At 48.8% G+C, this 25,835-nt stretch carries 20 protein-coding genes; 15 read left to right on the top strand and 5 right to left on the bottom strand.

Annotated features, from left to right (window positions below):
• Window positions 1-79: 79 nt before the first annotated feature.
• Together E2I14_RS09910 and fdxA are read left to right on the top strand one after the other, a co-directional pair.
• Window positions 80-1,060 (top strand): alpha/beta hydrolase, encoded by a 981-nt coding sequence (locus E2I14_RS09910; protein ID WP_206105618.1) that lies wholly within the window; start codon window positions 80-82, stop codon window positions 1,058-1,060.
• A gap of 104 nt (window positions 1,061-1,164) precedes the next feature.
• Window positions 1,165-1,503 (top strand): ferredoxin FdxA, encoded by a 339-nt coding sequence (gene fdxA / locus E2I14_RS09915; protein WP_133327978.1) that lies wholly within the window; start codon window positions 1,165-1,167, stop codon window positions 1,501-1,503.
• 122 nt (window positions 1,504-1,625) lie between these two features.
• Here fdxA and ssb read toward each other — a convergent pair whose 3' ends face one another.
• Window positions 1,626-2,117, bottom strand: coding sequence for a single-stranded DNA-binding protein (gene ssb / locus E2I14_RS09920; RefSeq protein ID WP_133327980.1), 492 nt, complete (start codon window positions 2,115-2,117; stop codon window positions 1,626-1,628).
• Between the two features lie 52 nt (window positions 2,118-2,169).
• Window positions 2,170-3,393, bottom strand: coding sequence for an MFS transporter (locus tag E2I14_RS09925; RefSeq protein WP_133328397.1), 1,224 nt, complete (start codon window positions 3,391-3,393; stop codon window positions 2,170-2,172).
• Window positions 3,394-3,659: 266 nt separating this feature from the next.
• Here E2I14_RS09925 and uvrA point away from each other — a divergent pair, with 266 nt between their 5' ends.
• Window positions 3,660-6,557, top strand: coding sequence for an excinuclease ABC subunit UvrA (gene uvrA / locus E2I14_RS09930; protein WP_133328399.1), 2,898 nt, complete (start codon window positions 3,660-3,662; stop codon window positions 6,555-6,557).
• Window positions 6,558-6,708: 151 nt separating this feature from the next.
• Window positions 6,709-7,776, top strand: a complete 1,068-nt coding sequence (locus E2I14_RS09935; RefSeq protein WP_319945928.1) for a LacI family DNA-binding transcriptional regulator — start codon at window positions 6,709-6,711, stop codon at window positions 7,774-7,776.
• Between the two features lie 94 nt (window positions 7,777-7,870).
• On the opposite strand, the gene E2I14_RS09940 is transcribed toward E2I14_RS09935, so the two are convergent.
• Window positions 7,871-10,225 (bottom strand): TonB-dependent siderophore receptor, encoded by a 2,355-nt coding sequence (locus E2I14_RS09940; RefSeq protein ID WP_133327982.1) that lies wholly within the window; start codon window positions 10,223-10,225, stop codon window positions 7,871-7,873.
• Between the two features lie 522 nt (window positions 10,226-10,747).
• On the opposite strand from E2I14_RS09940, the gene E2I14_RS09945 reads away from it, so the two are divergent.
• From E2I14_RS09945 to E2I14_RS09955, 3 genes are read left to right on the top strand one after another with little or no spacing between them, the layout of a single operon-like run.
• Window positions 10,748-12,682 (top strand): alpha-amylase family glycosyl hydrolase, encoded by a 1,935-nt coding sequence (locus tag E2I14_RS09945; protein ID WP_227544695.1) that lies wholly within the window; start codon window positions 10,748-10,750, stop codon window positions 12,680-12,682.
• Window positions 12,683-12,699: 17 nt separating this feature from the next.
• A complete protein-coding gene (locus tag E2I14_RS09950) occupies window positions 12,700-13,671 on the top strand; it encodes a PfkB family carbohydrate kinase (RefSeq protein WP_133327984.1) in 972 nt (323 codons plus the stop codon).
• On the top strand, window positions 13,668-14,981 hold the full coding sequence (locus E2I14_RS09955; protein ID WP_133327986.1) for an MFS transporter: 1,314 nt from the start codon (window positions 13,668-13,670) through the stop codon (window positions 14,979-14,981). The genes E2I14_RS09950 and E2I14_RS09955 overlap by 4 nt, the downstream gene beginning before the upstream one ends.
• Window positions 14,982-15,053: 72 nt before the next feature.
• On the opposite strand, the gene E2I14_RS19900 is transcribed toward E2I14_RS09955, so the two are convergent.
• The gene (locus tag E2I14_RS19900) at window positions 15,054-16,613 is read right to left on the bottom strand and encodes a methyl-accepting chemotaxis protein (protein ID WP_133327988.1); all 1,560 of its coding nucleotides are present in this window, start codon (window positions 16,611-16,613) and stop codon (window positions 15,054-15,056) included.
• A gap of 326 nt (window positions 16,614-16,939) precedes the next feature.
• Window positions 16,940-18,925 (bottom strand): monovalent cation:proton antiporter family protein, encoded by a 1,986-nt coding sequence (locus tag E2I14_RS09965; protein ID WP_133327990.1) that lies wholly within the window; start codon window positions 18,923-18,925, stop codon window positions 16,940-16,942.
• A gap of 155 nt (window positions 18,926-19,080) precedes the next feature.
• On the opposite strand from E2I14_RS09965, the gene E2I14_RS09970 reads away from it, so the two are divergent.
• The 8 genes from E2I14_RS09970 (at window position 19,081) to E2I14_RS10005 (ending at window position 25,800) form a co-directional block, all read left to right on the top strand.
• Entirely contained in the window at window positions 19,081-20,100 is a 1,020-nt protein-coding gene (locus E2I14_RS09970; RefSeq protein WP_133327992.1) for a KpsF/GutQ family sugar-phosphate isomerase, read from the top strand.
• A complete protein-coding gene (locus E2I14_RS09975; RefSeq protein WP_133327994.1) occupies window positions 20,100-20,651 on the top strand; it encodes a KdsC family phosphatase in 552 nt (183 codons plus the stop codon). The genes E2I14_RS09970 and E2I14_RS09975 overlap by 1 nt, the downstream gene beginning before the upstream one ends.
• Before the next feature lie 8 nt (window positions 20,652-20,659).
• Entirely contained in the window at window positions 20,660-21,280 is a 621-nt protein-coding gene (lptC, locus tag E2I14_RS09980) for an LPS export ABC transporter periplasmic protein LptC (protein ID WP_133327996.1), read from the top strand.
• Window position 21,281: 1 nt separating this feature from the next.
• The gene (gene lptA, locus E2I14_RS09985; RefSeq protein ID WP_165967810.1) at window positions 21,282-21,884 is read left to right on the top strand and encodes a lipopolysaccharide transport periplasmic protein LptA; all 603 of its coding nucleotides are present in this window, start codon (window positions 21,282-21,284) and stop codon (window positions 21,882-21,884) included.
• On the top strand, window positions 21,877-22,620 hold the full coding sequence (lptB, locus tag E2I14_RS09990; protein WP_133328000.1) for an LPS export ABC transporter ATP-binding protein: 744 nt from the start codon (window positions 21,877-21,879) through the stop codon (window positions 22,618-22,620). Before lptA ends, lptB begins: the two co-directional genes overlap by 8 nt.
• A gap of 8 nt (window positions 22,621-22,628) precedes the next feature.
• Window positions 22,629-24,125 carry an RNA polymerase factor sigma-54 gene (locus E2I14_RS09995; RefSeq protein ID WP_133328002.1) on the top strand — a complete coding sequence of 499 codons (1,497 nt, stop codon included), beginning with the start codon at window positions 22,629-22,631 and terminating at the stop codon, window positions 24,123-24,125.
• Between the two features lie 121 nt (window positions 24,126-24,246).
• Complete coding sequence (hpf, locus tag E2I14_RS10000; RefSeq protein WP_133328004.1) at window positions 24,247-24,630, top strand: ribosome hibernation-promoting factor, HPF/YfiA family; 384 nt, start codon at window positions 24,247-24,249, stop codon at window positions 24,628-24,630.
• Between the two features lie 84 nt (window positions 24,631-24,714).
• Window positions 24,715-25,800: an enoyl-CoA hydratase/isomerase family protein gene (locus E2I14_RS10005; RefSeq protein WP_133328006.1), complete on the top strand. Its 1,086-nt coding sequence runs from the start codon at window positions 24,715-24,717 to the stop codon at window positions 25,798-25,800.
• The last annotated feature ends 35 nt before the right edge of the window (window positions 25,801-25,835 follow it).

Consider the following 25,835-nt stretch of genomic DNA (forward strand, 5'->3'; position numbering starts at 1 on the left):
CTCATCCAAACCACAATGGATGGCTTGCTTGTTGCCGGATTGCTGCCTTCTATCACAATCAAAAACACAGGGAAAATAAATGAATAAATCTACTAAATACATTCTTTACTTGTTGGGCGGGCTGGTATCGCTTGCCGCAATCGTTGCAGTATTAATTTCTTTAAAAATTATTCCTAATCCATTTTTTATGATGCCGCCATTGCAGGACACCAAGTGGATCAAAACCCAGTATCACGATCTGGCCTATGCCAACACTTCAGCAGCACAGAAGCTCGATCTCTATGTGCCTAATGAAGGCAAAGGCCCTTATCCCGTCATCGTGGCGATTCATGGCGGGGCATTCTTATTTGGTGATAAAGGCGATGGTCAACAGAACGGACCGATTGCTGGCGTTAAGCGCGGCTATGCAGTGGCTGCCGTCAACTATCGACTGGCAGGCGAAGCGGCCTTTCCAGCTGGGGTGCAAGACGTCAAAGCAGCAATCCGATTCTTAAAAGCGAATGCTGCGCGCTTTAACATCGATCCTAATCGCGTTGTGGCGTGGGGCGACTCAGCCGGTGGCTACATGGCTGTCATGGCGGGCGTGACCGGCACACAAGCGAGTGAATTTGACGACGCGCAGTTGGGTAACATCGATCAAACAAGCACCGTGCAAGCGGTAGTCGATTGGTTTGGTCCGATTGACTTTGCACAGATGGATGCACAACTCACCGCTTCTGGTAAAGGCGAAGCTAATCACAGCGCAGCAGATTCACCAGAATCAAAATTCCTTGCTTCAACCGTAAAAAGCGCACCACCCGAGTTGCTGCGCAAAGCGAATCCTTTATCGTATTTAAGCGGCAATTTACCCGCCTTCATCATTCAACATGGTGACGCCGATGGCACAGTACCGACGCAACAATCCATCGTATTGGCAGAAAAACTAAAGCCCGTTTTATCCGCGCAAAAGCTGCAACTCAACATTCTTCCCGGCGCACGCCACGGAGATCCGCAGTTTGAGACCGAACAAAATCTCAACACAGTGTTTAGTTTCTTAGATCAAGCCTTTTACCTAAAATGATTCCTTGAGCGCTGCGCTAGCGTCCACAACGTTAGCGCAGCGAAATCAAGCAACATCACGAGATATGAGAAAATAGCGCACCAGATCAACTCCCCAACTCCAGCATGCCATTCGTCGTTACTGATTCCTGCATATTTTGCAAATACACCACCTGCGTTGAAGTCTGCCCAATGAATTGTTTTCGCGAAGGGCCGCATTTTTTGGTCATCGCGCCCGATGAATGTATTGATTGCTCGATGTGCGTTCCAGAATGTCCGGTTGGTGCGATCTATAACGCCACTGATCTGCCATCGCATTTAGCACACTTTACCCAGCTCAATGCTGACCTAGCGGCAAGTGCTACTTGGAAGCCCATCAACCGTTCGCAAGCAGCGCTACCAGACCATGAGAGCTGGCGCGCTACACGCGATAAATTAACTATCCTAAAATCATCCTCGGAATAGTTAAAAGTCACGGCAATTGCCTACTCGACGCGCATAAAAAAATACCAGCCGATCTCACGATCTCGCTGGTATTTTTTACCTCCAAACTGCGCAGAAATTTCACGCAGTTGCCGTCATCTTCCTCAGAACGGAATATCGTCATCCATATCCGAAAAATTCGGCGCAGGGCGCGATTGCGCTGGGGCGGAACGTTGCACTGGTGCGCTTTGACGCGGTGGGGCGGAATTTTGCATTTCTTGCGGTTGTGAACCGTAGCCGTCGTCCATGCCGCCCGAAGTAGAACGACCACCCAGCATTTGCATGCTATCGGCTTTGATATCAGTGGCGTATTTTTCGATACCGTCTTTGTCGGTGTACTTACGTGTACGCAGGCTACCTTCTACATAAACGGACGAACCTTTTTTCAAATACTGACCAGCGATTTCAGCTAACTTGCCGAAGAATGTTACGCGGTGCCATTCGGTTGTTTCTTTTTTCTCGCCGCTGGCTTTGTCTTTCCAGCTATCGGTGGTGGCGATAGAAATAGTGGTCATTGCGTCACCGCTTGGCATGTAGCGGGTTTCTGGATCGCGGCCCAGATTGCCCAAAATGATAACTTTATTGACTGATGCCATGGTTTCTCCTGTTTTTACTAGATAGTGACGTATTAATTAACTTAATTCTTTGTTAGTTACTAGCTGCCGCCGTTGCGGTTGCCGTATCGGATGAAGATTTTGCCGGTGCTGCTTTATGTGGCCGACCGGGGATTTTTTTCATATTGACCGCGATTATAAGCCAAGCCAAGCATAAAAATGCACTAAATACAAAGACCGAGGATTGGCCTAAATGACCACTCATCCACGCGCCTAATAACGAGCCGCTAAATAAACCGAGCGACTGAATGGTATTGTAAATTCCTAAAGCCGCGCCCTTAGCTGCTGGCGGCGCAATGCGTGAAACCAAGGATGGCTGACTAGCTTCAAGCACATTGAAGGCCAAAAAGAAACCGAATAACAGTGCAATCAACATCACCGGTTGGGTCAAAAACTCCCAAAATCCGCATTGCACAACGAGCAATAAAGTGATCGCCGCGATAAAAACGGCTTTGATTTTGCCGTGTTTTTCTGCAACATAAATGAGTGGCAACATCCCGATGAACGACGCCAACACGACCGGCAAATATACTTTCCAATGCTGCGCTAACGGCAAATCAGCGAAATGCACCAAGGCCGATGGCACCACCACAAACATCGCGGACTGACTGAAATGCAAAGCGAATACGCCAAAATTGAGTCGCATTAAATCGGTATTTTTTAACACTTCCGATAACGGCACACGCGGCAAAGTTTGCTTGGGTACTTTAGGCAGCATAAACATCACCACCAAAATCGCCAGCAAGGGCAACACGCCAGTGAGCAGGAATATCCCTTTCATCCCGATGGCGCTAAACAAGATCGGTGCGACCACCATCGATAGCGCAAACGTTAAACCGATGGAGCCACCCACCATCGCCATCGCTTTGGTGCGGTGTTCTTCGCGCGTCGCATCGGCAATCCAAGCCGTAATAGCAGCCGAAATCGCACCGCCACCTTGCAAGGCCCGACCGACGATCACCCACGTAATATTGTCGGAGAGCGCAGCGATCACCGCGCCAATAGCAAACACGGTTAAGCCAATCAAAATCACTGGACGCCGACCGTATTTATCGGAAGCGATTCCTAGCGGGATTTGGCCGATGGCATTGGTCAATCCATACATCCCTAGGGCCAAACCAACCAGCCAAGCCTGATCGCCGCCGGCTAATGTTTTTGCATAGATCGCAAACACCGGCAAAATCAAAAACAAGCCCAACATGCGCAGCGCAAACAGCAATGCCAAAATCACACTAGAACGGATTTCTAAGGCGGACATGCGCGCATCATTTGGATTAAAAACTGGTGCAGAAACGTGCTCATTGGATGACGTTGAACCGGCTTGTTGTGACATAAGTCTATAAACTTTTGGTGAGGATTATCGAAACCCGATATAGTATCAGGTTGGCTAAGTTTGGCCACCAACACCTATGGCACATTACGCAATAAATCGGGCAAAAAATGAGCAAAACCGCAACTACCAAGTCCACTTCTGAACTAAAAGGCAAGATTAGCAAGAGCAAGTCGCTCAAGCCTGCTTCAGCAATGCAAGCAGAGATCGAATCCGACAAAGAGTTGTTAGCGCTCTACGAGCGACGTGACCAAATTCGTGTACGTGGCGCGCGCACCCACAATCTAAAAAACATCAGCCTCGATTTGCCGCGCAATAAGCTCGTCGTCATCACTGGCTTATCGGGTTCGGGCAAATCGTCCTTGGCGTTTGACACCTTGTATGCCGAAGGCCAGCGCCGCTATGTGGAATCGCTGTCCGCTTATGCGCGCCAATTTTTGCAGTTGATGGAAAAGCCCGATGTTGATTTGATTGAAGGCTTGTCGCCCGCAATCTCGATCGAGCAAAAAGCCACCTCACACAATCCCCGTTCCACCGTCGGAACGGTGACTGAGATTCACGATTATTTGCGTTTGCTGTACGCCCGCGTTGGTACGCCATATTGCCCTGACCATCCAGAAAATCCGCTCGCTGCGCAATCGGTGTCGCAAATGGTGGATGCGGTGTTAGCGATGCCCGAAGATACGCGCTTAATGATTTTGGCGCCAGTGGTGAGCAATCGCAAAGGCGAGCACGTTGATTTCTTTGAGCAAATGCAAGCGCAAGGTTTTGTGCGTTTCCGCCTGCAAAGCGGCACTTCTGCGCCGCGTATCGTGGAAGTTGATGACCTACCCAAATTAAAGAAAACCGAGAAACATACCATCTCGGTGGTGATCGATCGAGTGAAGGTCAAAGCCGATATTAAACAACGCTTGGCCGAATCGTTTGAAACCGCGCTGCGCTTGGCCGAAGGGCGCGCAATTGCGATGGAAATGGATTCCGATATTGAACATCTGTATTCCAATAAATTTGCCTGCCCAACTTGCGGCTATTCGCTGCAAGAATTAGAACCGCGTCTGTTCTCGTTCAACAATCCAATGGGTGCTTGTCCCGAATGCGATGGCTTAGGTCATATTGAATTTTTCGATCCAAAACGGATCGTCGCCTTCCCTAATTTATCGCTCGCCTCGGGCGCGGTAAAAGGCTGGGATAGACGCAACCAGTTCTACTTCCAAATGCTGTCCAACTTGGCGGCGTTTTACGAGTTCGATATCGATACACCGTTTGATCAATTGCCAGAGTCCGCGCAGCAAGTGATTTTGTATGGCTCAGGCAAACAGCACATCCCCTTCACCTATATTAATGAACGTGGCAAAACAGTGATTCGGGAACACAGCTTTGAAGGTGTCGTCACCAACTTGCAGCGTCGTTATCGCGAAACGGATTCGATGGCGGTCAAAGAAGAATTAGCCAAATTCATCAACGAAAAAGAATGTCCGTCCTGCCACGGGGCACGCTTGCGGGTTGAGGCGCGCTTTGTCAAAGTCGGTAGCGGCGAGCAAGAACGTCCGATTTATGAAATCAGCGCCCTGCCTTTGCGCAAGGCCTTGGATTTCTTTGAAACCTTGGTGCTCTCTGGAGCCAAGAAAGAAATCGCGGACCGGATTATCAAAGAAATTTCATCACGCTTAACCTTCCTCAATAACGTCGGCTTGGACTATTTATCGCTTGATCGCAGCTCCGACACATTGTCAGGTGGCGAAGCGCAACGGATTCGTTTGGCCTCACAAATTGGCTCTGGCTTGACTGGCGTCATGTATGTGTTAGATGAACCTTCCATCGGCTTGCATCAGCGCGACAATGATCGTTTGATCGGCACCTTGCAACATCTGCGCGACATCGGCAATAGCGTGCTGGTGGTGGAACACGATGAGGATGCGATTCGCTGCGCCGATTACGTGGTCGATATGGGCTTAGGTGCTGGCGTGCATGGCGGCGAAGTCATTGCTGCGGGTAGCTTGGACGATATTTTGAGCAATAAGCGTTCTTTGACTGCGCAATATTTAAACGGCACGCTGAAAATCGCTGTACCAAAAAAACGCACCGCATTTAATGACGAAAAAGTCTTCACCATTACCGGCGCATCGGGCAACAATCTAAAAGACGTTACGCTAACCTTGCCAGTGGGTTTATTAACCTGCGTGACTGGCGTTTCGGGCTCCGGTAAGTCCACGCTGATTAACGACACACTGTACCTTGCAACCGCGCATCATATTTACGGTTCGCACGCTGAACCAGCGCCGCACAAGAGCATCAGCGGCTTCGCGCATTTTGATAAAGTCATCTCGGTCGATCAAGGCCCGATTGGCCGCACGCCGCGCTCCAATCCTGCCACCTACACCGGTTTGTTCACGCCGATCCGCGACCTGTTTGCGACCGTGCCCAGTGCCAAAGAACGCGGCTACAGCGCAGGACGTTTTTCGTTTAACGTCAAAGGCGGACGCTGCGAAGCGTGCCAAGGCGATGGCGTGATTAAAGTCGAGATGCACTTTTTGCCCGACGTGTACGTACCGTGCGATGTCTGCCACGGCAAACGCTACAACCGCGAAACCTTGGAAGTGCTATACAAAGGCAAAAACATCCAAGAAGTCTTGGGCATGACGGTCGAAGAAGCGTATCAATTCTTTAGCGCTGTGCCACTGATCGCACGCAAATTGCAAACATTGTTGGACGTTGGTTTGGGCTATATCCGCTTAGGTCAGAGCGCTACAACCTTATCGGGCGGTGAAGCGCAGCGGGTAAAATTATCACTGGAATTATCCAAACGCGATACCGGTCGCACCTTATATATTTTGGACGAACCAACGACCGGTTTGCACTTCCACGACATTGATTTGCTACTCAAAGTCATTCACCGATTGCGCGACCAAGGCAACACGGTCGTCATCATCGAACATAATTTGGATGTCATTAAAACCGCCGATTGGCTAATTGATTTAGGCCCCGAAGGTGGAGCAGGCGGCGGACAAATCGTGGCCACTGGCACACCAGAACAAGTGGCTAAGAACCCCAATAGCGCTACCGGAAAGTATTTATTGCCCTTACTTAAGTAACCTAGTTTTTAAGACAAGTTGCCCACTAGAGCATTCAGCAAAGTCGGTTTTTAATGCGGCTTGGCTGAATGCTATTTTTTTACCATCTAAAATTGCGGACACCTTCCGTTCGGCATTACAATAAAACCACATGACAACCAAGGGGATTTGATTGAACCGCAAAGCCGCACCTGCCGCGCCTTCTAGCACAAGCGATTCGAGCGCGGAACAACGCCGATTACAAATGGCGGACATTGCCCGCTTAGCCGGCGTGTCCACCTCCACAGTTTCGCGCGCATTGAGTGGTAGTAAATTGGTTAACGAGGAGACTCGCCAGCGGGTCGCTGATTTGGCGCGCTCATTAAACTACACCATCAATATCGGCGCGCAAAATTTACGGCTTAAACAAAATCGCACCATCGCGGTAGTGGTTCCTTATGATGCGGCGACGCGCCAACATTTATCTGATCCGTTTTTTCTGTCCATGCTGGGTAGCTTGGCAGACGCCTTAACCGATCGTGGTTTTGATATGCTCTTGTCGCGGGTCGATTCAGAACAATTAGATTCAGTCTCGCAGCCCTTTGATACTGGACGCGCTATTGGCGTCATTTTGATTGGTCAATGGCGGCATCACGATCAGCTTAATAAAATTACCGCACGTGGTGTGCCTATCGTGGTCTGGGGCGCGCAATTAGAGCGCCAGATGTATGTGACTATCGGTAGCGACAATGTGGCGGGCGGCTTTTTGGCGACGGAACATTTGATTAACAATGGCCGTAAAAAAATTGCATTTTTTGGTGACGTGCAATTGCCCGAAGTGGCAAGTCGACATGAAGGTTATCGCAAAGCGTTAGCCGCGCACCAAATTCCTTACGACGAACAGTTAGTGGTCCCAGCATCATTTTTAGAAAACGGTGGTCGCATCGCGATGGCAGAACTAGCGAGCAGAAAAGTCAACTACGACGGCTTATTTTGTTGCAGCGATTTACTGGCCATGAGCGCAATCAATATTATGCGTGCTGACAAAAAGCGGGTACCCGAAGACGTCGCGGTGGTGGGCTACGACGATATTGAATTAGCGCGTTATTTCCATCCGCCATTAACCACTGTGCGCCAGCCTATGCAAGTGGCTGGCTTAGCGTTGGTCGATGCCTTATTGAATTTAATTGATCAAAAACCGGAAGCGCCCCATCTGCTGCCAACTGAACTCATTTGCCGATCAAGCAGCGGCAATAAATAAGCAACTCCAGATCAAAAAAAACCGCCTGAATGCAATGCACTCAGGCGGTTTTTTATTGCTGCTCTTACTTCTGTTAATGCTATAGCTGCCCCAATTAGAACGAATATTTCAGGCCCAGTTTAGCGGTGCGTCCATTAATCGAGCGTGCGCCTTGACCATTGTCGTATTCAGTCCAACCAATTTTATTGAACAGATTATTCGCGCTCAATGCCACTGTCGCACGCGGGCTGATTTGGTAATTACCAAATACGTTCACAGTGTAATAGCTAGGCATGATGATCGAATTTTGATTGTCGCCGAACGATTTATCGGTACCAATCAAACTACCGCCCAGAACGAAATCACCAAAGCGATACGATGGAACGACTTGGTAAATATACTTCGCTAAACGTTGCGGTTGATTGCCAACTATCGTTGAATCTAACGCACTAACGATTTGGGCGTCAGTGTAGGTAAAGCCGCCGCTGATATTGAAGCCGCCAACACGGTAAGCGCTTTCTACTTCAAGACCTTTTGCGGTGTAGGTATTTTGCGTGAGCAAGCGAGTTGTTAAATCGTAGTTACCTTCTTCCGTATTCGCTTTAAACGCCGTCACAAAAGTACTGAAACCACCTTCGCGCCATTTCACACCCAACTCAGTTTGTTTCACTGTGTTGATTGGAATTGGCGAACCGCCGATAAAGGGGCCGCCCATACGTTCCACCACGTTAAACGCAGCGCCATCGCTGTAGCGGGCAAATACCGCCAAGTTGCTAGTGAGTTTGTAGTTACCACCCAAGGAGTAAGAATTATTATCCTTGCTGTAGCTCACCGGCGTGTCCGGCAATGCTGGGAATGTGCCCGGTGCATACGTGCCAGCGCCAGTCGCGCTGGTTTGCGCGCCAGTTACTTTTTGCATATCACGACGCAATCCGCCGTCTAAATTTAACGGGCCAGCTTCGTAGTCAAAGTTGACGTAAGGCGAGCTCATATCGTATTGAATCGCGCGCGTTTGATTACCCCACCAAGTCGATTGTGGCAACAAGCCAGCGGCGTTAGTTTGCACGCCGCTGTTATTTAATCCAGCCAACAATGAAGGCTGATCACCGGTTGCACTCAACAAATAATGCGGCAGATTTTGGGTCACGCCTATATGCTGATTATTGATATCCCACCCAACCAAAGTCGTTAATTTGCCGCCAGTGGCAACGTCAAAAGTCTTGGATAATTTCAAGCCATTGACTGTGCTACCTAAGTCATCAAACGAAGCATTAAAGGCCGACACTTCAATCGCGTTGCCAGTGTAGGCCTGGCCTTTGTTTGGACCGCTGGCGTAAGTGGTACCTGCTGATGCGGCAAATGTTGGGCCGGTTGGGTAACCAGATTCAAAGCTGCCGGTTTTTTCGGATTTGCGGAAATTTTCATCCAACGTCCAACCATTGCCCAGTTTGAAGGAGCCTTGCAAACCCAGCGCATTTTCTTTAACAGTCAAGCCAGTGTTGAGGTTAGTTAATGTGGTCGTACCAGAACTATTGACGCCGACAATGCTGCTCCAATAAGGCGAGTAGTAGCTTGCTGTGCGTGGATCGTAGCCAGTTGCAGCACTGATCGTGCCGGGATTGGATTTAGTTGGATTTGCTGTACTCAGGCTAAATGGCACTGGCATGTTGAGCGGAGTTTGGTCGTCCAAATGCTTCACGCTGACACGAATAAAACTGCCATCGCTGAAATCGTGGGTAATGTTGGCCTTGATTTGACCGCCGCTTTCGATCGGCACATTTCCGTTACGTGAGCCTTCGCCATCACGATAAAAACCGCCTACGAAGAACCGGGTAGTTGGCGAAATGTGCGCGCCATAATCAAAATCTAAACGGGTTTCTTTAAAACCTAAACCCTTGGTAATCCCAACACTACCACCTTCTTCTTGGCCGGTTTTGGTGATGAAATTAATGATACCGCCTGGTGAATTGCTACCCAAAACGGAGGAAGCGCCACCGCGCACTGCTTCGATGTGATCTAAGGAATTGTCGAGCTTCACAAACATATCTGGCGTAACGAAAGCGTAGTCACCGTTTTGTAAAACCGGCAAACCGTCTTCTTGGAAACCAACATAACGTGCACCACCAGCAGAGATTGGGATTCCGCGTACCGTCACATTGGTATTACCTTCGCCAGCGGATGCTTCGGAGTGCACACCGGGAATCGAACGCAAGGCATCGGCCGAGCTGATTGGCGCTGAGAGTTGCAACTGCTCTGCATCAATCGTACTGATCGAGATGCTAGAGCGCATTTTGGTCACGCCGACTGGCGCACCGGTTACAACAACTTGTTCCAAATTGAGTGAGTTGGCATCCGTTGCGGCTGGTGCTGCAGGTTGTCCTGCTTGCTGCGCATAGGCAGTGCCCAACTGAAACATGGCGAGCGAAACGGCGGCGGCTAAGCCGGTGACTTTCATTGTGCGTGTGTTCATTTTATCTCCCTAATTTTTGAATTTAGTATTGCCCGAAATCCTGACGATTTCTTTACTTGACTACTCCCCTTTACCCACACCAACAATTTATTGCAAACGGTTGCAAAGAAAAAAGAAGTTGGATTGAATTATCTTCTTCGCTGAAATTTTATGCAACCATGCAGCGCAGCAAATTGAATTTTTAGCGGGACAAAATGTATTCAATCCATCAAAAAATTATTCTTTTTAAAATCCAATAATTCCACAGCAAATACCTGATTCAATAGGAGAAATAATTTTTTTCACGGGAAATTTAGCGCCTCGCAAAAGATTCAAAATATTTTTCAACTAGCGCAGATTTTGTCGCCCAGCGACCACATAAACAGCCCAAAGCGAAAAGGTTTGCTGCGTCGCAAAATGAAATTTATTGAAATCGATTGCAATCCTCTAATGAAGATCCGATAATTTGCATCAGTCGGCGAAGCCCGCTCGGTAAAATTACGTTGTCTAACACTAGTACGCATTATTAGATTGAAGATTCGCATGCCTCTCTTGACCAACATCCTTGAACAAATGCTGACGCACATCCCTGTCGAGCGACACGAGGTTGTCCGCGCACGCTTTAATTCCAGCGCCCAGGTGCTATTCGATCGACTCTCACTGCTTTATGGACAGCAGGCCAATTTTGAAGATTGGGTGATTCAATTGATGACGCGCGTAGCCAACGTCCATGCACAACGCAGTGATGAACTACTGAGCCTCGATGCACAGCGCGAAGCCAATCCTAATTGGTTCACGCAGCAAACGATGTTGGGTTATTGCGCTTACGTCGATCGCTTTGCGGGAACACTGCAAGGCGTGAATCAAAAAATTGATCATCTCGCCGAGCTAGGGGTGACCTATTTGCACCTACTGCCGTTTCTGCGCGCCCGCGCTGGTGACAACGATGGCGGATTCGCCGTGGCCAGTTACAACGAGATCGAACCGCGCTTAGGTAACATGGATGATTTGCGCGATTTAACTCAGCATCTGCGCGACCGCGGCATTAGCTTGTGCAGCGATTTTGTGTTGAATCACGTAGCCGACGATCATCCTTGGGCCTTGGCAGCAAAGTCCGGCAGCAGCAAAGAACTAGACTATTTTTATAGCTACGCTGATCGAACCCAGCCCGATATTTACGAGCGCGATTTGGGACAAATCTTTCCCCAAGCAGCGCCGGGTAATTTTAGTTTTGATGCGACATTGCATCGCTGGGTGTGGACGACTTTTTATCCTTATCAATGGGATTTAAATTACACCAATCCCGCTGTGTTTGAAGAAATGGCGCTGGCTTTATTGGAGCTGTCCAATAATGGCGTCGAAGTTTTTCGACTTGATTCCACCGCTTTTTTATGGAAGCGCGCAGGCACCAATTGCATGAACCAGCCTGAAGCACATTGGATTTTGCAAGCACTGCGCAGCATCGTCGCTATTGCCGCGCCGGGCGTGTTGCTGAAAGCCGAAGCGATCGTCCCAACCGCGCAATTACCAGCCTACTTTGGCACACAAAATCCAGCGACGCCGGAATGCCATTTGGCCTATCACAGCAGTTTAATGGCAGCGAGTTGGGGCGCGTTGGCGGAGCAAAATGCCGAACTGATTTATAACGTCATGCAAGCGACGCCACCATTGCCCGATCAAACATCGTGGCTGACTTATATCCGCTGTCATGATGACATTGGTTGGAATGTGATCCGCCCTGAGGCGAACCAAGATAATCAAAACGCCCAAGAACGCTTGCGCCATATCGCACAATTTTTTGCCGGCGCAGCAAATAGCTTTGCACGCGGCGCCAGCTTTCAAGCCAGCGATGCTAACGCGGTGCATGGCACCAATGGAATGAGTTCCGCGCTGACAGGTTTTGCCAGCGCCAGCACACCGCAGGAATTGGAATTAGCCCAGCGCCGCCTATTATTGTTATACGGCGTGAGTTTTTGTTTTGGTGGAATGCCGCTGATTTACATGGGCGACGAAATCGCACAAGCCAACGATGAGAACTACATTAATGTGCCCGAGTACGCCAATGACAGCCGCTGGTTGCAACGTCCGTTTCTCGATCAAGCGGCATTTAATGCACGCCACGATAGAGCGACACAATCGGGAAATTTATTTGCCCAACTTTGTCATTTGTTAGAACGCCGTCGCAGCTTGCCCATGCTAGCCGCAGCAACACCGATTACGGTGCTTCGCCATCGCAATTCCGCTTTGCTCACCTTTGTACGCGGGGAATCGACAAATACATCGACAAACACATCGAATGCGAACAATGCATTACTATTTATCGGTAATTTTTCCGACCAAGCGCAGACACTCGTGTTAAATCAACTTAGTTTGCCAAGCCCGATAAATTCGTGGTTAGATCAGCTTACGCAACAGCATTACACAGATACCATCGTCATCGAACCGTGGTCGCAACATTGGTTAAGCGCAGCAACATAATAAAGTTGGAGACAGCAATGAGTACGAACACAGCAGCGCCTATCGTCGTTTTTGGCGAGGCCTTAATTGATATTTTTCCGGATCAAAAAATTGTTGGTGGTGCGCCCTTTAATGTGGCGCGCGCTTTGGCTAGCCTTAATTGTCCAGCCTTTTTTATTAGCCGAGTTGGGATAGACGACCATGCCAACTTAATTCGGCACGAATGTAGCAAGTTCAATCTTTCGCCAAACGGAATTCAACTCGATGCGCTCGCGCCCACTGGGCAAGTCACGGTCGAAATGTCGGGCAGCAGCCATCGCTTTATTATCGAACCAGATCAGGCCTACGATTACATCAATGAATATTCGGCCAAGCTAGCGCTAGCGGACGCGTATCCCCGGCAAAAACCGGCCATTATTTATTTCGGCATGTTGGCCCAGCGCAGCGAAGCATCGCGCCGCAGTTTGTATTCCTTGCTCAATGACAGCTCAGCGCCGACCTATTTAGATTTGAATTTGCGCGAAGGCCAATTCACGCTGGAAAATATTTATACGGCGCTTAACCACACCGATATTTTGAAGGTCAACGAAGACGAATTGCAGTTACTGTTGACCGAATTTATTGAAGCTCCGGAATCGGATTTCGCCATTCCCTTACATATCGATCACGCTAAATCAGCCGTGAGCCAATTGATTAAACGCTTTGACCTGCAAGCGGTGGTCATTACTTTGGGCGAACGTGGTTATGCCTACATGGATTCCAACGGTCAGGTTTTAGCTAGCCAGCAAGCACCCAAACCCGCGCTGATGATCGATACGGTCGGATGCGGTGATGCGTTTTCGGCGATATTTTTGGCCGGTAAATTATTCGGCTGGCCGATCCAACAAAGCTTAGATCGGGCACAAACGTTTGCTAGCGCGGTATGCGGGATTAAGGGCGCCGTATCTAATGACCCAGCGTTTTATCAACAGTGGCAATCGCTCTGGATAGAGCAGGAATCCGCACAATGAAAATCCCTAAACCGCTGCTATCGTTCTGGCAAATCGTCAACATGAATGTTGGCTTTCTCGGCATTCAATTTAGCTTTGGTCTACAACAAAGCAATATGAGCCCGATCTATAAATATCTGGGCGCAAGCGAAGCCAATCTGCCGTATTTATGGTTGGCTGGCCCGATCACCGGATTGATTGTGCAGCCCATCATCGGGGCAATGAGTGACCGCACCGTTTCGCGCTGGGGACGGCGCACACCTTACTTTTTAATCGGCGCATTATTGTGCAGCCTTGGTTTATTTTTGATGCCGTTCAGCCCAACGCTGTGGATGGCCGCCAGCTTGCTGTGGATCTTGGATGCGGCCAGCAATGTCACGATGGAACCTTACCGCGCTTACATTAGCGATAAGCTGCAACCGAGTCAGCATTCGGTCGGTTTTTTAACCCAAAGCGCATTCACTGGCTTGGGACAAACCTTAGCCTATTTAACGCCTTCGCTTCTGGTGTATGCCGGGATGAACAAAGATGCCGTCAACGGCAACAACATTCCTTACATTGTGATTATCGCGTTTATGATCGGGGCAGTTTTATCGATTGCTTCGATACTTTGGTCGCTAAAAACCTCACCAGAAATTCCCTTAGACGCACAAGAAATCGCTGAAATTAATCGTCATCCCAAAGGCTGGTTGGCGACTATATCTGAAATTTATCGCGCCATTATTGAAATGCCAGTCACGATGCGGCAATTGGCGCTAGTCAAATTATTTCAGTGGTACGCGATGTTCTGCTATTGGCAATACATTGTGCTGTCGATCGCCAACACGATTTATGGCACGCACGATCAAGCTTCGGTCGGTTTTCGGGATGCGGGATTATTGAATGGAAAAGTCGGCGCGTTTTATAACTTTATCGCCTTCATCGGCGCGTTTGCACTCATCCCAATGGCACGTCGTTACGGCGCAAAATACAGCCACGCGGTTTGTCTGAGCTTAGCGGGCTTGGGCATGCTTTGCATTCCGATGATACACACGCCATGGTTGCTATTAATTCCAATGGTTGCTATTGGATTGGCTTGGGCCAGCATTATGGGCAATCCCTACATCATGTTAGCGGGCAGCATTCCTGCTGAGCGCACCGGCGTGTACATGGGGATTTTTAATATGTTTATTGTGATCCCGATGATTATTCAGATTTTTACCTTGCCGCTGTTTTACGATAGCTGGTTGAGCGGCAATCCTGAAAATGTCATTCGGCTGGCAGGCGCATTATTAGTCTGCGCTGCGGTCGCGGTTACGTTTGTCAAAATCCAAGCGCCGACTCGCTCTTAATTATTTCAGCGATCGATCAACTGGGATTGGATGCACTACTCAGTTGATCGCCCACCTAATAGACCAAGCGAGTTATTCCAATCGGAATGAATTCACATTTTCAACCAAGGACTTAGATTGGTCGCGCATGCTTTGTGCCGCAGCGGCGGCTTGCTCCACCAAGGCGGCATTTTGTTGCGTGACGCCTTCCATCTCCACAATTGCTAGGTTGACTTGCTCGATGCCTTGCGTTTGCTCTTTGGAGGCTTGCGCAATTTCGGCCATGATGTCGGTAACGCGTTTGACACTATCAACGATCTCATTCATCGCATTACCAGCGTCATCAACTTGCGAGGCGCCCGATTGAATCTTATCGACCGAATCCTGAATCAATTCTTTGATTTCTTTCGCGGCTGCCGCTGAGCGCTGCGCTAGGGTTCGCACTTCGGACGCTACCACCGCAAAGCCGCGCCCTTGCTCACCCGCACGCGCCGCTTCTACCGCCGCATTCAATGCCAAAATATTGGTTTGAAAAGCGATCCCATCAATCACGCTAATGATGTCCACAATTTTGGAAGAACTTTGCTTGATCGACTCCATCGTCAACACCACGTTTTTGACCACCGCACCGCCGTGCGTCGCCACTTGGGAAGCAGTGTTGGCCAGTTGATTCGCTTGCCGTGCATTGTCCGAATTTTGCCGAACGATAGACGTCAATTCATTCATCGAGGACGCGGTTTGCTCCAAGCTGGCGGATTGGCTTTCCGTCCGACCAGACAAGTCAAGGTTGCCCTGCGCGATTTCTGAGGCTGCGGTATCTATTGATTCCGACGCATTGCGCACTTGCATTAATAATTGACGCAATTCGTCCACCATCATTTGCAGCTTCGCTAGCAAACTAGTTTGATCATCGGCCTTTAAACTTGCCCGCATCGTTAAATCGCCTTGCGAAACTTTGGTCACCACTTCGACCGCATAGATTGGCTCGCCGCCCAACTGACTAAATATGCTGCGACTAATCAGGAGCGTGACGCCGGTAATAAGCAACAGCACAATCAGCCCTAGACTGATATCAATGGCGGCGGAAGCGCGGAATTTTTGATCGACGTCGTCCAAATAAACGCCGGTACCAAAGGTCCATTTCCATTCGGGGAAATAACTCACATAGGATAATTTTGGTGACGGCTCTGTTTGCCCTGGACGTGGATATTGGTAGGAAACGAAACCTTTGCCTTTATTCTGCGCGGTACTAATAAATTCTCGCACGATGAATTTCCCATTCGGGTCTTGCAGATCGACGAAAGACTTACCTTCGCTAGCGGGTTCGGCTGGGAACAGAATACGTTTGTGATCCAAGCTATAAATAAACACATAGTTGGATTTTTCATAGCGCATGTAACGTATCGCCTCAATGGCAGATTTTTGCGCTTGCTCTTCGGTCAATTTCCCTTCCACCTGAAGCTGGTAAAAGTGCGCGGTGACGTTATTTGCTGAATCGATTAAGCTGACCAATTTAGCTGAACGCTCTTCCAACATCGATGAGCGCAAACTGACCATCGAAACAATCACCATCAGCACGAAGCCAATAAAGATAATCCCAATTAGCATCAGCAATCGCGAGCGAATGTGCATGGTTTCTAATAACTTAATCATACGAATTTCTCTTTCAGCCTTGGTGTAAGTTCGTCAACTTCCATGACTTTTCATCATGGCTTTGCAGGATGATTTTTCACCATCATTTAACGAATTTTTGCGCTTAATTTAAGCAAGTTTGTTGAGTTTTAGCTTAGCAGTCGAATCCTTGATGTCAATGTGAATATGGCCGAGCGGCGCAATTCACCGTGACAATTGATGCCGCGCCCTTGCGGAAAGCTTGCTTAAAAATTATGGGAATTGGGGAGGAAATAGCGGTTTGCTGCCAATCACAGAACGTGATTGGCGTTGAAACTGTTGTTAAAACTGAATGCCGTGCGAAAGGATTAGCCCAATAAACGTTCTTCGGTCAGTCCTAATGCTTCGGTGGTTCCGCGCAAAACCAACACGTCACCGGCCATTAATTGGGTCGTGTCGCTAAATTCAAAGCGCTGCATGGCGCGACGCATGTTGATGATCTCTACGCCGAATTCAGCCAGATTTAAGTCCGATAAAAATTGGCCGTTTGCTCTCGCGCGCTCGGTTAATTGAATCGGTTGCAAACGCACTTGATTGCTATCGGCATCATCGACCACGTCGCTGGCTCCATGAAAATAGCCACGGAATGATTCATAGCGATCATCACGCGCACGTTGAACTCGATGAATCACTCGGCGCAATGGCACACCCAACAATACCAAAGCATGTGAGGCCAACATCAAGCCGCCTTCGATCACTTCAGGCACCACTTCGGTCGCGCCTGCGTGGCGTAATTTTTCTAAATCGGTATCGTCGTGGCTACGCACAATTACCGGCAAAGCGGGATTTAAGACGTTGACGTGATGCAGGATTTTTAACGCCGATGGCGTGCCTGCATAAGTGATAACCAAAACCGATGCGCGCATGATGCCAGCGGCCAGCAAGCTTTCACGCCGCGCCGAATCGCCGTAGGACACGTTAGAACCTGCCGCCTGCGCCGCTTGTACCCGATCGGGATCTAAATCCAGCGCGTGATAGGGGATTTTTTCTTCGTTCAACAGGGTCGCCAGACTTTGCCCAGTCCGTCCGAATCCGGCAATCACAACGTGCTTTTCTTGACCCATAGAACGCGTTGCGATTTTGGTTAGTACCAACGATTGCTGCATCCATTCACTGCGCGACAAACGCATCACAATTGCGTCGCTGTGCACAATCATAAAAGGGGCGACCAACATCGATAACACCATCGCCGCTAACACCAATTGCGTTAATAACGGATTCATCAAATTCAGATCCGATATTTGCGTAAGCAGCACGAAACCAAATTCACCAGCTTGCGCCAAGGCCAATCCGGTACGCAACGCCACGCCGGTTGAATTGCCAAACAACTTGGCTAATACGGCGACCAAACCAAATTTAAAAGTGACTGGAATGACCAATAATGCCAACACGACCCACCAATGTTGGAGAACTAAACTGACGTTGAGCAGCATGCCAATCGTGACAAAAAACAAGCCCAAGAGCACATCGCGGAAAGACTTAATATCCTCCTCAACTTGGTATTTGTATTCTGTTTCCGAAATCAACATTCCGGCTACAAACGCGCCCAAAGCCAAGGACAATCCAAAGCGCTCCGTAATCCACGCCGCGCCCAAGGTGATTAACAGCAAATTGAGCATAAACAGTTCTTGCGAACGCAACTGCACCACCAGCTTGAACCACTTACGCATGAGTTTTTTGCCAAAAAAGAGCAATAAAACCAATACCAACGTGGCTTTGCCCACGGCGAAAATCAAGGTTTGTACCAAATGCTCGTCTTTAGCCGCTAAGGCCGGAACGATAATGAGCAAGGGAACCAAGGCCAAATCTTGGAACAATAAAATCCCAAAACTTTGGCGTCCATGCGGGCTTTCAATCTCTAACCGTTCAACCAATAGTTTCGACACAATGGCAGTTGATGACATCGAAAACGCGCCACCCAAAGCAAAGGCAGCCTGCCAGCTAATGTGCCAAAACGCGGGCAAAACCCGCGCCGATAACCACGCCACCAACAAGCACGACAAGATCGTCACAAACACTTGCGCCAATCCCAGACCGAATACGGTTTTGCGCATTGCCTTCAATTTAGGCAAAGAGAATTCCAACCCGATAGAAAACATCAAAAAAACCACACCGAAGGCGGCAAAACCTTGGGTTGCTGAGTTATTTTCTGCCCACGCCAATCCATACGGGCCAATTACCACACCAACCAGCAAATACCCGAGCATCGGCGGCAGGCGCAAACTGCGGAACAGCACCACGCCTGCCACCGACGCGCCAAGGAATAACAGGGTAATTTCTAGTGCTGATTGCATTCACGCTCCATAGCTAATTCATTGAGATTGCTGGCAATTATATTAATTTTATCGTCCGAATCGCGTAGTAATGGCGACATATTTTTCCAGCGCTGCTGGTTTATTATTAATTCAGGCAGGTTTTTTGCTTTCCGAATTCGTTTATACTTTAGCTTATGAGTTCCTCTAATACAAAACCTACTTCCAACTCCTTTGATCCAGAGCGTATTTTGCAACTGGCTAGCTCAACGCTAACTATCGAAGCCGACGCCATTGCCGCCTTAAATCAACGTATCTCGTCCAAAACTGATAGTAGTTTTGTCGATGCCGTTAAGTTATTACTGAATTGCCAAGGTCGCGTCGTTGTCTCCGGCATCGGCAAATCTGGTCACATTGCCCGCAAAATTGCGGCGACCTTCGCCTCGACCGGAACTCCCGCTTTCTTTGTGCATGCCGCTGAAGCTGCGCACGGCGATTTGGGCATGGTCACCGCCAATGACGTCTTCATCGCCATTTCGTACTCAGGCGAGGCGGGTGAATTGATTTCCATCATGCCGCTAATTAAACGCATGGGCGCGCACTTAATCGCCATTACTGGCAACCCGGATTCACGCTTGGCGCAGTTAGCCGACATTCATTTAAACGCGCATGTCGACAAAGAAGCTTGTCCACTCAATTTAGCACCAACGGCGAGCACTACCGTCACGTTAGCTTTGGGCGACGCCTTGGCGGTTGCGGTATTGGATGCCAGCGGATTCCGCGAAGAAGATTTTGCGCGCTCCCATCCCGGCGGAGCTTTAGGCCGCCGTTTGCTGACGCATGTGCGCGATGTGATGCGCTCTGGCGAACAAATTCCGTCGGTGCAGTCCGATTGCAGTCTCGTTGCCGCGCTACTAGAAATCACCAAAAAAGGCATCGCCATGACAGCGATTGTGGATGCTGATAATACATTATTGGGCGTATTTACTGACGGCGATTTGCGGCGTTTATTGGAACGCTTACACGATTTTAGCGACGTCAACATTGCCGATGTGATGCACAAAAATCCACGCACAATCGGGCCTGATCGCTTAGCCGTTGAAGCCGTTAAACTGATGGAAACCCATCGCATCAACCAATTATTAGTCGCCGATCAAGAAGGTAAATTGGTTGGTGCTTTGCATATTCACGATTTAACTCGTGCCAAGGTAATTTAATGACAGCCAATTCCACATCGTTCGATTTAGCGACAGCGCAGCAGAAAGCCGCGCAAGTGCGGATTATGATTTTTGATGTAGATGGTGTGCTCACCGACGGTCGGATGCAATTTACCGCGGATGGTGAATTCATGAAGAGCTTTCATGTGCACGACGGCTTGGGCATTCAGATATTGCAAAGAATGGGCATTGCCACCGCCATCATCAGCGCGCGCCAGACGCCAATTGTTACCAAGCGTGCCGCCGATCTCGGCATTACCCATGTTTATCAAGGCAATCACGATAAGCGCATCACCTTTGCGCAATTATTAGCTGACACCGGCGTTGCCGCGCATGAGTGCGGTTTTATCGGTGACGATGTGATTGATTTACCGTTATTTTCTAAAGTCGGTTTTGCTGTTAGCGTGCCGAACGGCCATCCAGAAGCAATTAGCCGCGCGCACTATGTCACCAAGGCAGCAGGCGGCTTGGGCGCAGTGCGCGAGATTTGTGATTTTATTCTGCGTGCGCAAGGCAAATACGATGCCGCACTTGCCCCTTACTTAGCGTAACGCAGACAATGAAAATCAGCGCCTTATTTTCTCCCGACAAATTACGGCTTTGGCTGTTAGTGCTATTTGTTGGCGTACTTACGCTCGCAAGTTATTGGATTTTAGAGATTGTTCGCAGCCACGATAAAACTGGAACGCAAGCAGTGCGCACACGGCCAGACTATTACGTCGACAATTTTAATTTCGTCAAAATGCAGCCCAACGGGCAAAATAAATACCGCATCGTCGGTACCAAACTTGTTCATTATCCGAACGACGATCATGCCGATGTGACGCTGCCGGTGATTACCAATTTAGACCCCGACTCGCCGCCCATGACAGCCCGCTCAGAGCGCGGCGTTGTTCATAACATCGCCAATCAATCTGAAAATGAAGTGCATTTGTATGACAATGTTGTCGTGAATCGTCCAAAGTCAGAGAAGTCCAATCACCTGCAATTAAATACCGAATATTTAATTGCCTATCCCGACAAAAACATCATGAAAACAGATTTACCGGTGAAATTAATCACCGGCGACACCATTACTACCGGGGTTGGCATGATGGCCAACAATGACACCCAGCAAATGGAAATCTACAAAAATGTATACAGCATCATTCCTCCACGCACCGAACAAAAGCGCAAATAATATGATTAAACATTTATTCCTCATTTTGCTATTCGCCACGCTAGGCAGCAATGTCGCCTTAGCCGAAAAAGCCGATAGCCAACAACCGCTGCGCATCCAATCGGATTCACAAACCTACGACGGTAGTAAAAAGGTGACGGTCTATACCGGCGCTGTGCACATGGTCAAAGGAACCTTGACGATCAATGCCGCTCGGTTAGAAATTGTTGAAGATGCCAACGGCGGCAAAATCGGTACCTTATATAGCGGCAACGGCAAGCTGGTGAACTACCGCCAAAAACGCGACGGCGGACCGGATTTATGGGCCGAAGGCGAAGCCGATAAAGTGGTGTATGACGACACGCTAGAACTAATCAAATTATTTAACCAAGCCAAATTAGTCCTGCTTGATGGCAAAGAGCGCACCCATGAGAGTTCGGGTATTTATATCTCGTATGACAGCCGCACCGATTTCATGTCAGTCAATAACACGCTGGAAGGCAAAAGTCTTCCTGGCGCTGGTTTTACCAACGCCGTGATTTATCCAACTAAAGACAAACCTAAAGCTGCTCCAGCAAAACCAAACACGCCAGCGCCGGCCGCCCCAGAGAGCAAACATGAATAGTCATCTACAAGTTCAGGGGCTACAAAAACACTACGGCGCGCGTCAAGTCGTATCAGACGTTTCGATCGATGTGCATAGCGGCGAAGTGGTTGGATTGCTCGGCCCAAACGGCGCCGGAAAAACCACCTCGTTTTACATGATCGTCGGCTTAGTTCCATCGGATGCTGGCCTCATCAAACTCGATGAAGTGGATATCTCGCGATTGCCAATTCATAAGCGCGCGACAATGGGATTATCGTATTTGCCGCAAGAAGCCTCGGTATTTCGCAAACTGTCGGTCGAAGATAACATTCGCGCTGTGTTGGAATTACAAAAAGATGCCAATGGTAAGCCGCTCACCACCACCGCTATTGATAAACGACTCAATGATTTATTGGCCGATTTGCAGATTGAAAAAATCCGCGAAAACATGGCGCTATCGTTGTCCGGCGGCGAACGTCGGCGGGTTGAAATTGCCCGCGCATTAGCGACCAATCCGCGCTTCGTATTGCTCGATGAACCATTTGCCGGCGTTGATCCAATTGCCGTCATTGAGATTCAACGCATCGTGCGCTTTTTAAAAGAACGCAATATCGGCGTATTAATCACCGATCACAACGTGCGCGAAACATTAGGTATTTGTGATCGCGCCTATATTATTAATCAAGGTGCAGTATTAGCCAGTGGCCACCCCGACGATATCATTAGCAATGAATCAGTCCGGCGGGTTTATCTGGGCGACCATTTCCGGATGTAATCGCGCTTATGAAACAAGGCTTGCAGTTACGTACCTCGCAACATCTCGCACTGACGCCACAGCTTCAGCAATCTATCCGGCTACTTCAATTATCGACGCTCGAGTTGCATCAAGAGTTAGAGCAAATGTTGCACGACAATCCCTTGTTGGAGCGACTCGACGATCCAATGGATATCGCAGTGCGCCTACTTCCAGACGGCGCATTAACGCAATCGCAAACGGATTTTGTTGGGACGCAAACGCCGAGTTCCGAATCAAACTCAAGCAATGCATCGAGCGACGAAAAAAATTCGGATGAAAGCAACTCCGATCAAAGCGATTACGGCGATGCTCAGGGCGATGAATCGTCCATTTGGGGCGAAGCCAATCGCGGCAACAACAGTCAAGATGGCGACGATGAAGGACGCCAGCAACTCGAAGTTCTTGACCAAAGTTTGCGTGAATATTTACTCGATCAAGCTAACTTAACTGCGCGTACCGATCGCGATGCGGCACTGCTTTGCTTGTTGATTGAAGCGCTCAACGAAAATGGTTATCTCGATGAATCGCTAGAACAAATTCTGGCTGAGTTGCCGCCCGAATTAAACATCGAATTAGATGATTTGAGCTTCGCATTAAAGCTACTACAAAGCTTGGAGCCTGCGGGAGTTGGTGCGCGTAATGCCAGCGAATGTTTAGCGATTCAGATCAAACGCTTGCCGCATATTCCCCTCGTTACACGTCGTCTGGCGCTGACCATCGTCAACGATTACTTAACGCTATTTGCTCAGCGCGACTTTAATAAAATTAAAAAAGCATTAGATTGCGACGACCAAGATTTGCGCGAAGCGCAAGATGTGATTCGCCAATGCCAGCCGCATCCTGGTAAAGGTTTTAGTAAAGACAGAGTTGATTTCGTTGCACCCGATGTCATCGTAATCAAAACGCGCCAAGGTTGGGAAGTGCAATTAAATCAAGATGTCATGCCGAAGTTGCAAGTCAACTCCTTGTACGCCAATTTATTAAAGCAGCACAAGAGCGCCGCGTCCCTGCATACGCAGCTACAGGAAGCGCGCTGGTTGATCAAAAATATGCGCCAACGTTTCGATACGATCTTGCGCGTTTCACAAGCAATTGTCGAAAGACAAAAGAATTTTTTCACGCATGGCGCCGTTGCGATGCGTCCGCTTGTTTTGCGCGAAATTGCTGATACACTGGGATTACATGAGAGTACAATTTCTCGTGTAACAACTCAAAAGTACATGTTGACCCCGCACGGTATGTTTGAGCTTAAGTATTTCTTTGGTAGCCACGTTGCCACGGAAGCAGGGGGAGAAGCTTCTTCTACCGCAATTAGGGCACTTATCAAGCAACTGATCGGAGCTGAAAACCAGACCAACCCACTCTCAGATAGTAAAATTGCAAATATGCTCGGAGAACAAGGCATGGTAATTGCGCGGCGCACTGTAGCCAAATACCGTGAGGCGTTAAAAATTCCCCCCGTTAATTTGCGTAAAACTTTGTAACTACGTGCTTGTAATTTAGCATTACATTGTTAAATGACAGTTGATCTAGGCAGTTGTTTGAGGTCATCAATCAACCCTAAATCGGTTTTGTTTAGCAAGCATTAATTCAATAGGAGCGCTTATGAATATCACCATCAGTGGACACCACCTCGAAGTAACTCCAGCAATTCGTGAACACATTCAAAGTAAGCTGGAACGTATCATGCGACACTTCGATCAAGTCATTGATATCACCGTTACTATCACCGTTGATAAGCTCAAAGAGAAGGAAAAACGTCACAAGGCAGATATTAATCTGCACGTCCCCGGCAAAGATATTCACGTAGAGAGCTTGGCGCAAGATTTATACGCCGCCATTGACTTACTTATGGACAAACTGGACCGTCAAGTGATCAAACACAAAGACAAAATCCAGGACCATAAACATGACCCTGTGAAACACATGTCGATTAATTTAGCTGCGGCTGATTTAGATGGAAGCGCACTGAATTCAGCTAGCGCCTAATTTTTAATTACTCACCTTGAAATCAGGACGCGCAAGCGTCCTTTTTAATTTCCCAAATCAATTTCAACCCCGATCATTTTCACCATGTCCAATTTCGTACTCACCCGAATTCAGCGCAACACCGGCTTTATTACTCTCGATCGTCCCAAAGCACTCAACTCCTTATCGCTAGAAATGATCCGCGCGATCACACAAACTTTACTCGCGTGGAAAGACGACGACAACGTACATCAAGTGGTGATACACGGCAGCCATGAACGCGCCTTCTGCGCTGGTGGCGATATCCGATTTTTCTACGATGTGGGCACGACCACGCCAATGGGCGACAGCGCGTTATTGGAAGATTTTTTTACCGAAGAATATGCGCTCAATTATTTGATTCATCACTACCCAAAACCTTATATTTCATTACTTAACGGCGTAGTCATGGGCGGCGGAATGGGCGTGGCACAGGCCGGTCCAAACAATCGCTTACGCATAGTAACGGAACGAACTAAGATGGCGATGCCAGAAGTGAATATTGGATTGTTCCCCGATGTCGGCGGCGGCTATTTCTTGTCGCGCTGCGCTGGCGAACTCGGCACTTATTTGGGCTTAACCGGTGAGATAATCACTGCGGCTGACGCGATTTACCCTGATTTGGCGGATGTGTTTATTCCTAGCGAACAGTTGCCGGCTTTGATCACATTCATCGAAGCATTTAGCGGCAATGATTTACGCAATGCGCTTCGAGAATTTGCTCTTCCATATCAGCATCAACTTGCGGCCAGCCAATTGGCTGCCAATCACGCTGCGATCGATAAACACTTCGCCCACAATTCGGTCGCTGAAGTTATCGCGTCACTCAAACAAGATTCGTCCGACTTTGCACAACAAGCGGTCAAAGTCATGCTGACCCGCTCACCCCTATTAATGTGCGTGACGTTGGAGCAATTAAGGCGCGGCAAAAACTTATCGGTGGCTGACTGTTTGCGCATGGAACGCACGATGGTGCGTCATTGCTTCAAACATGGGGAAGTCTTGGAGGGTGTGCGTGCCTTGGTGGTTGATAAAGACGGTCAACCCAAATGGAATCCTCCCACCTTAGCAGGAGTTAGTGCGGAACTGGTGGATGGATTTTTTGCAGAAGTTTGGCCAGCGTATGCGCATCCTTTGCGCGAGTTGAAATAAAAAAGAGGCAGTTCACTGAACTGCCTCTTTCGTTA

Source organism: Sapientia aquatica (assembly GCF_004358105.1).
GTDB lineage: Bacteria > Pseudomonadota > Gammaproteobacteria > Burkholderiales > Burkholderiaceae_D > Solimicrobium > Solimicrobium aquaticum.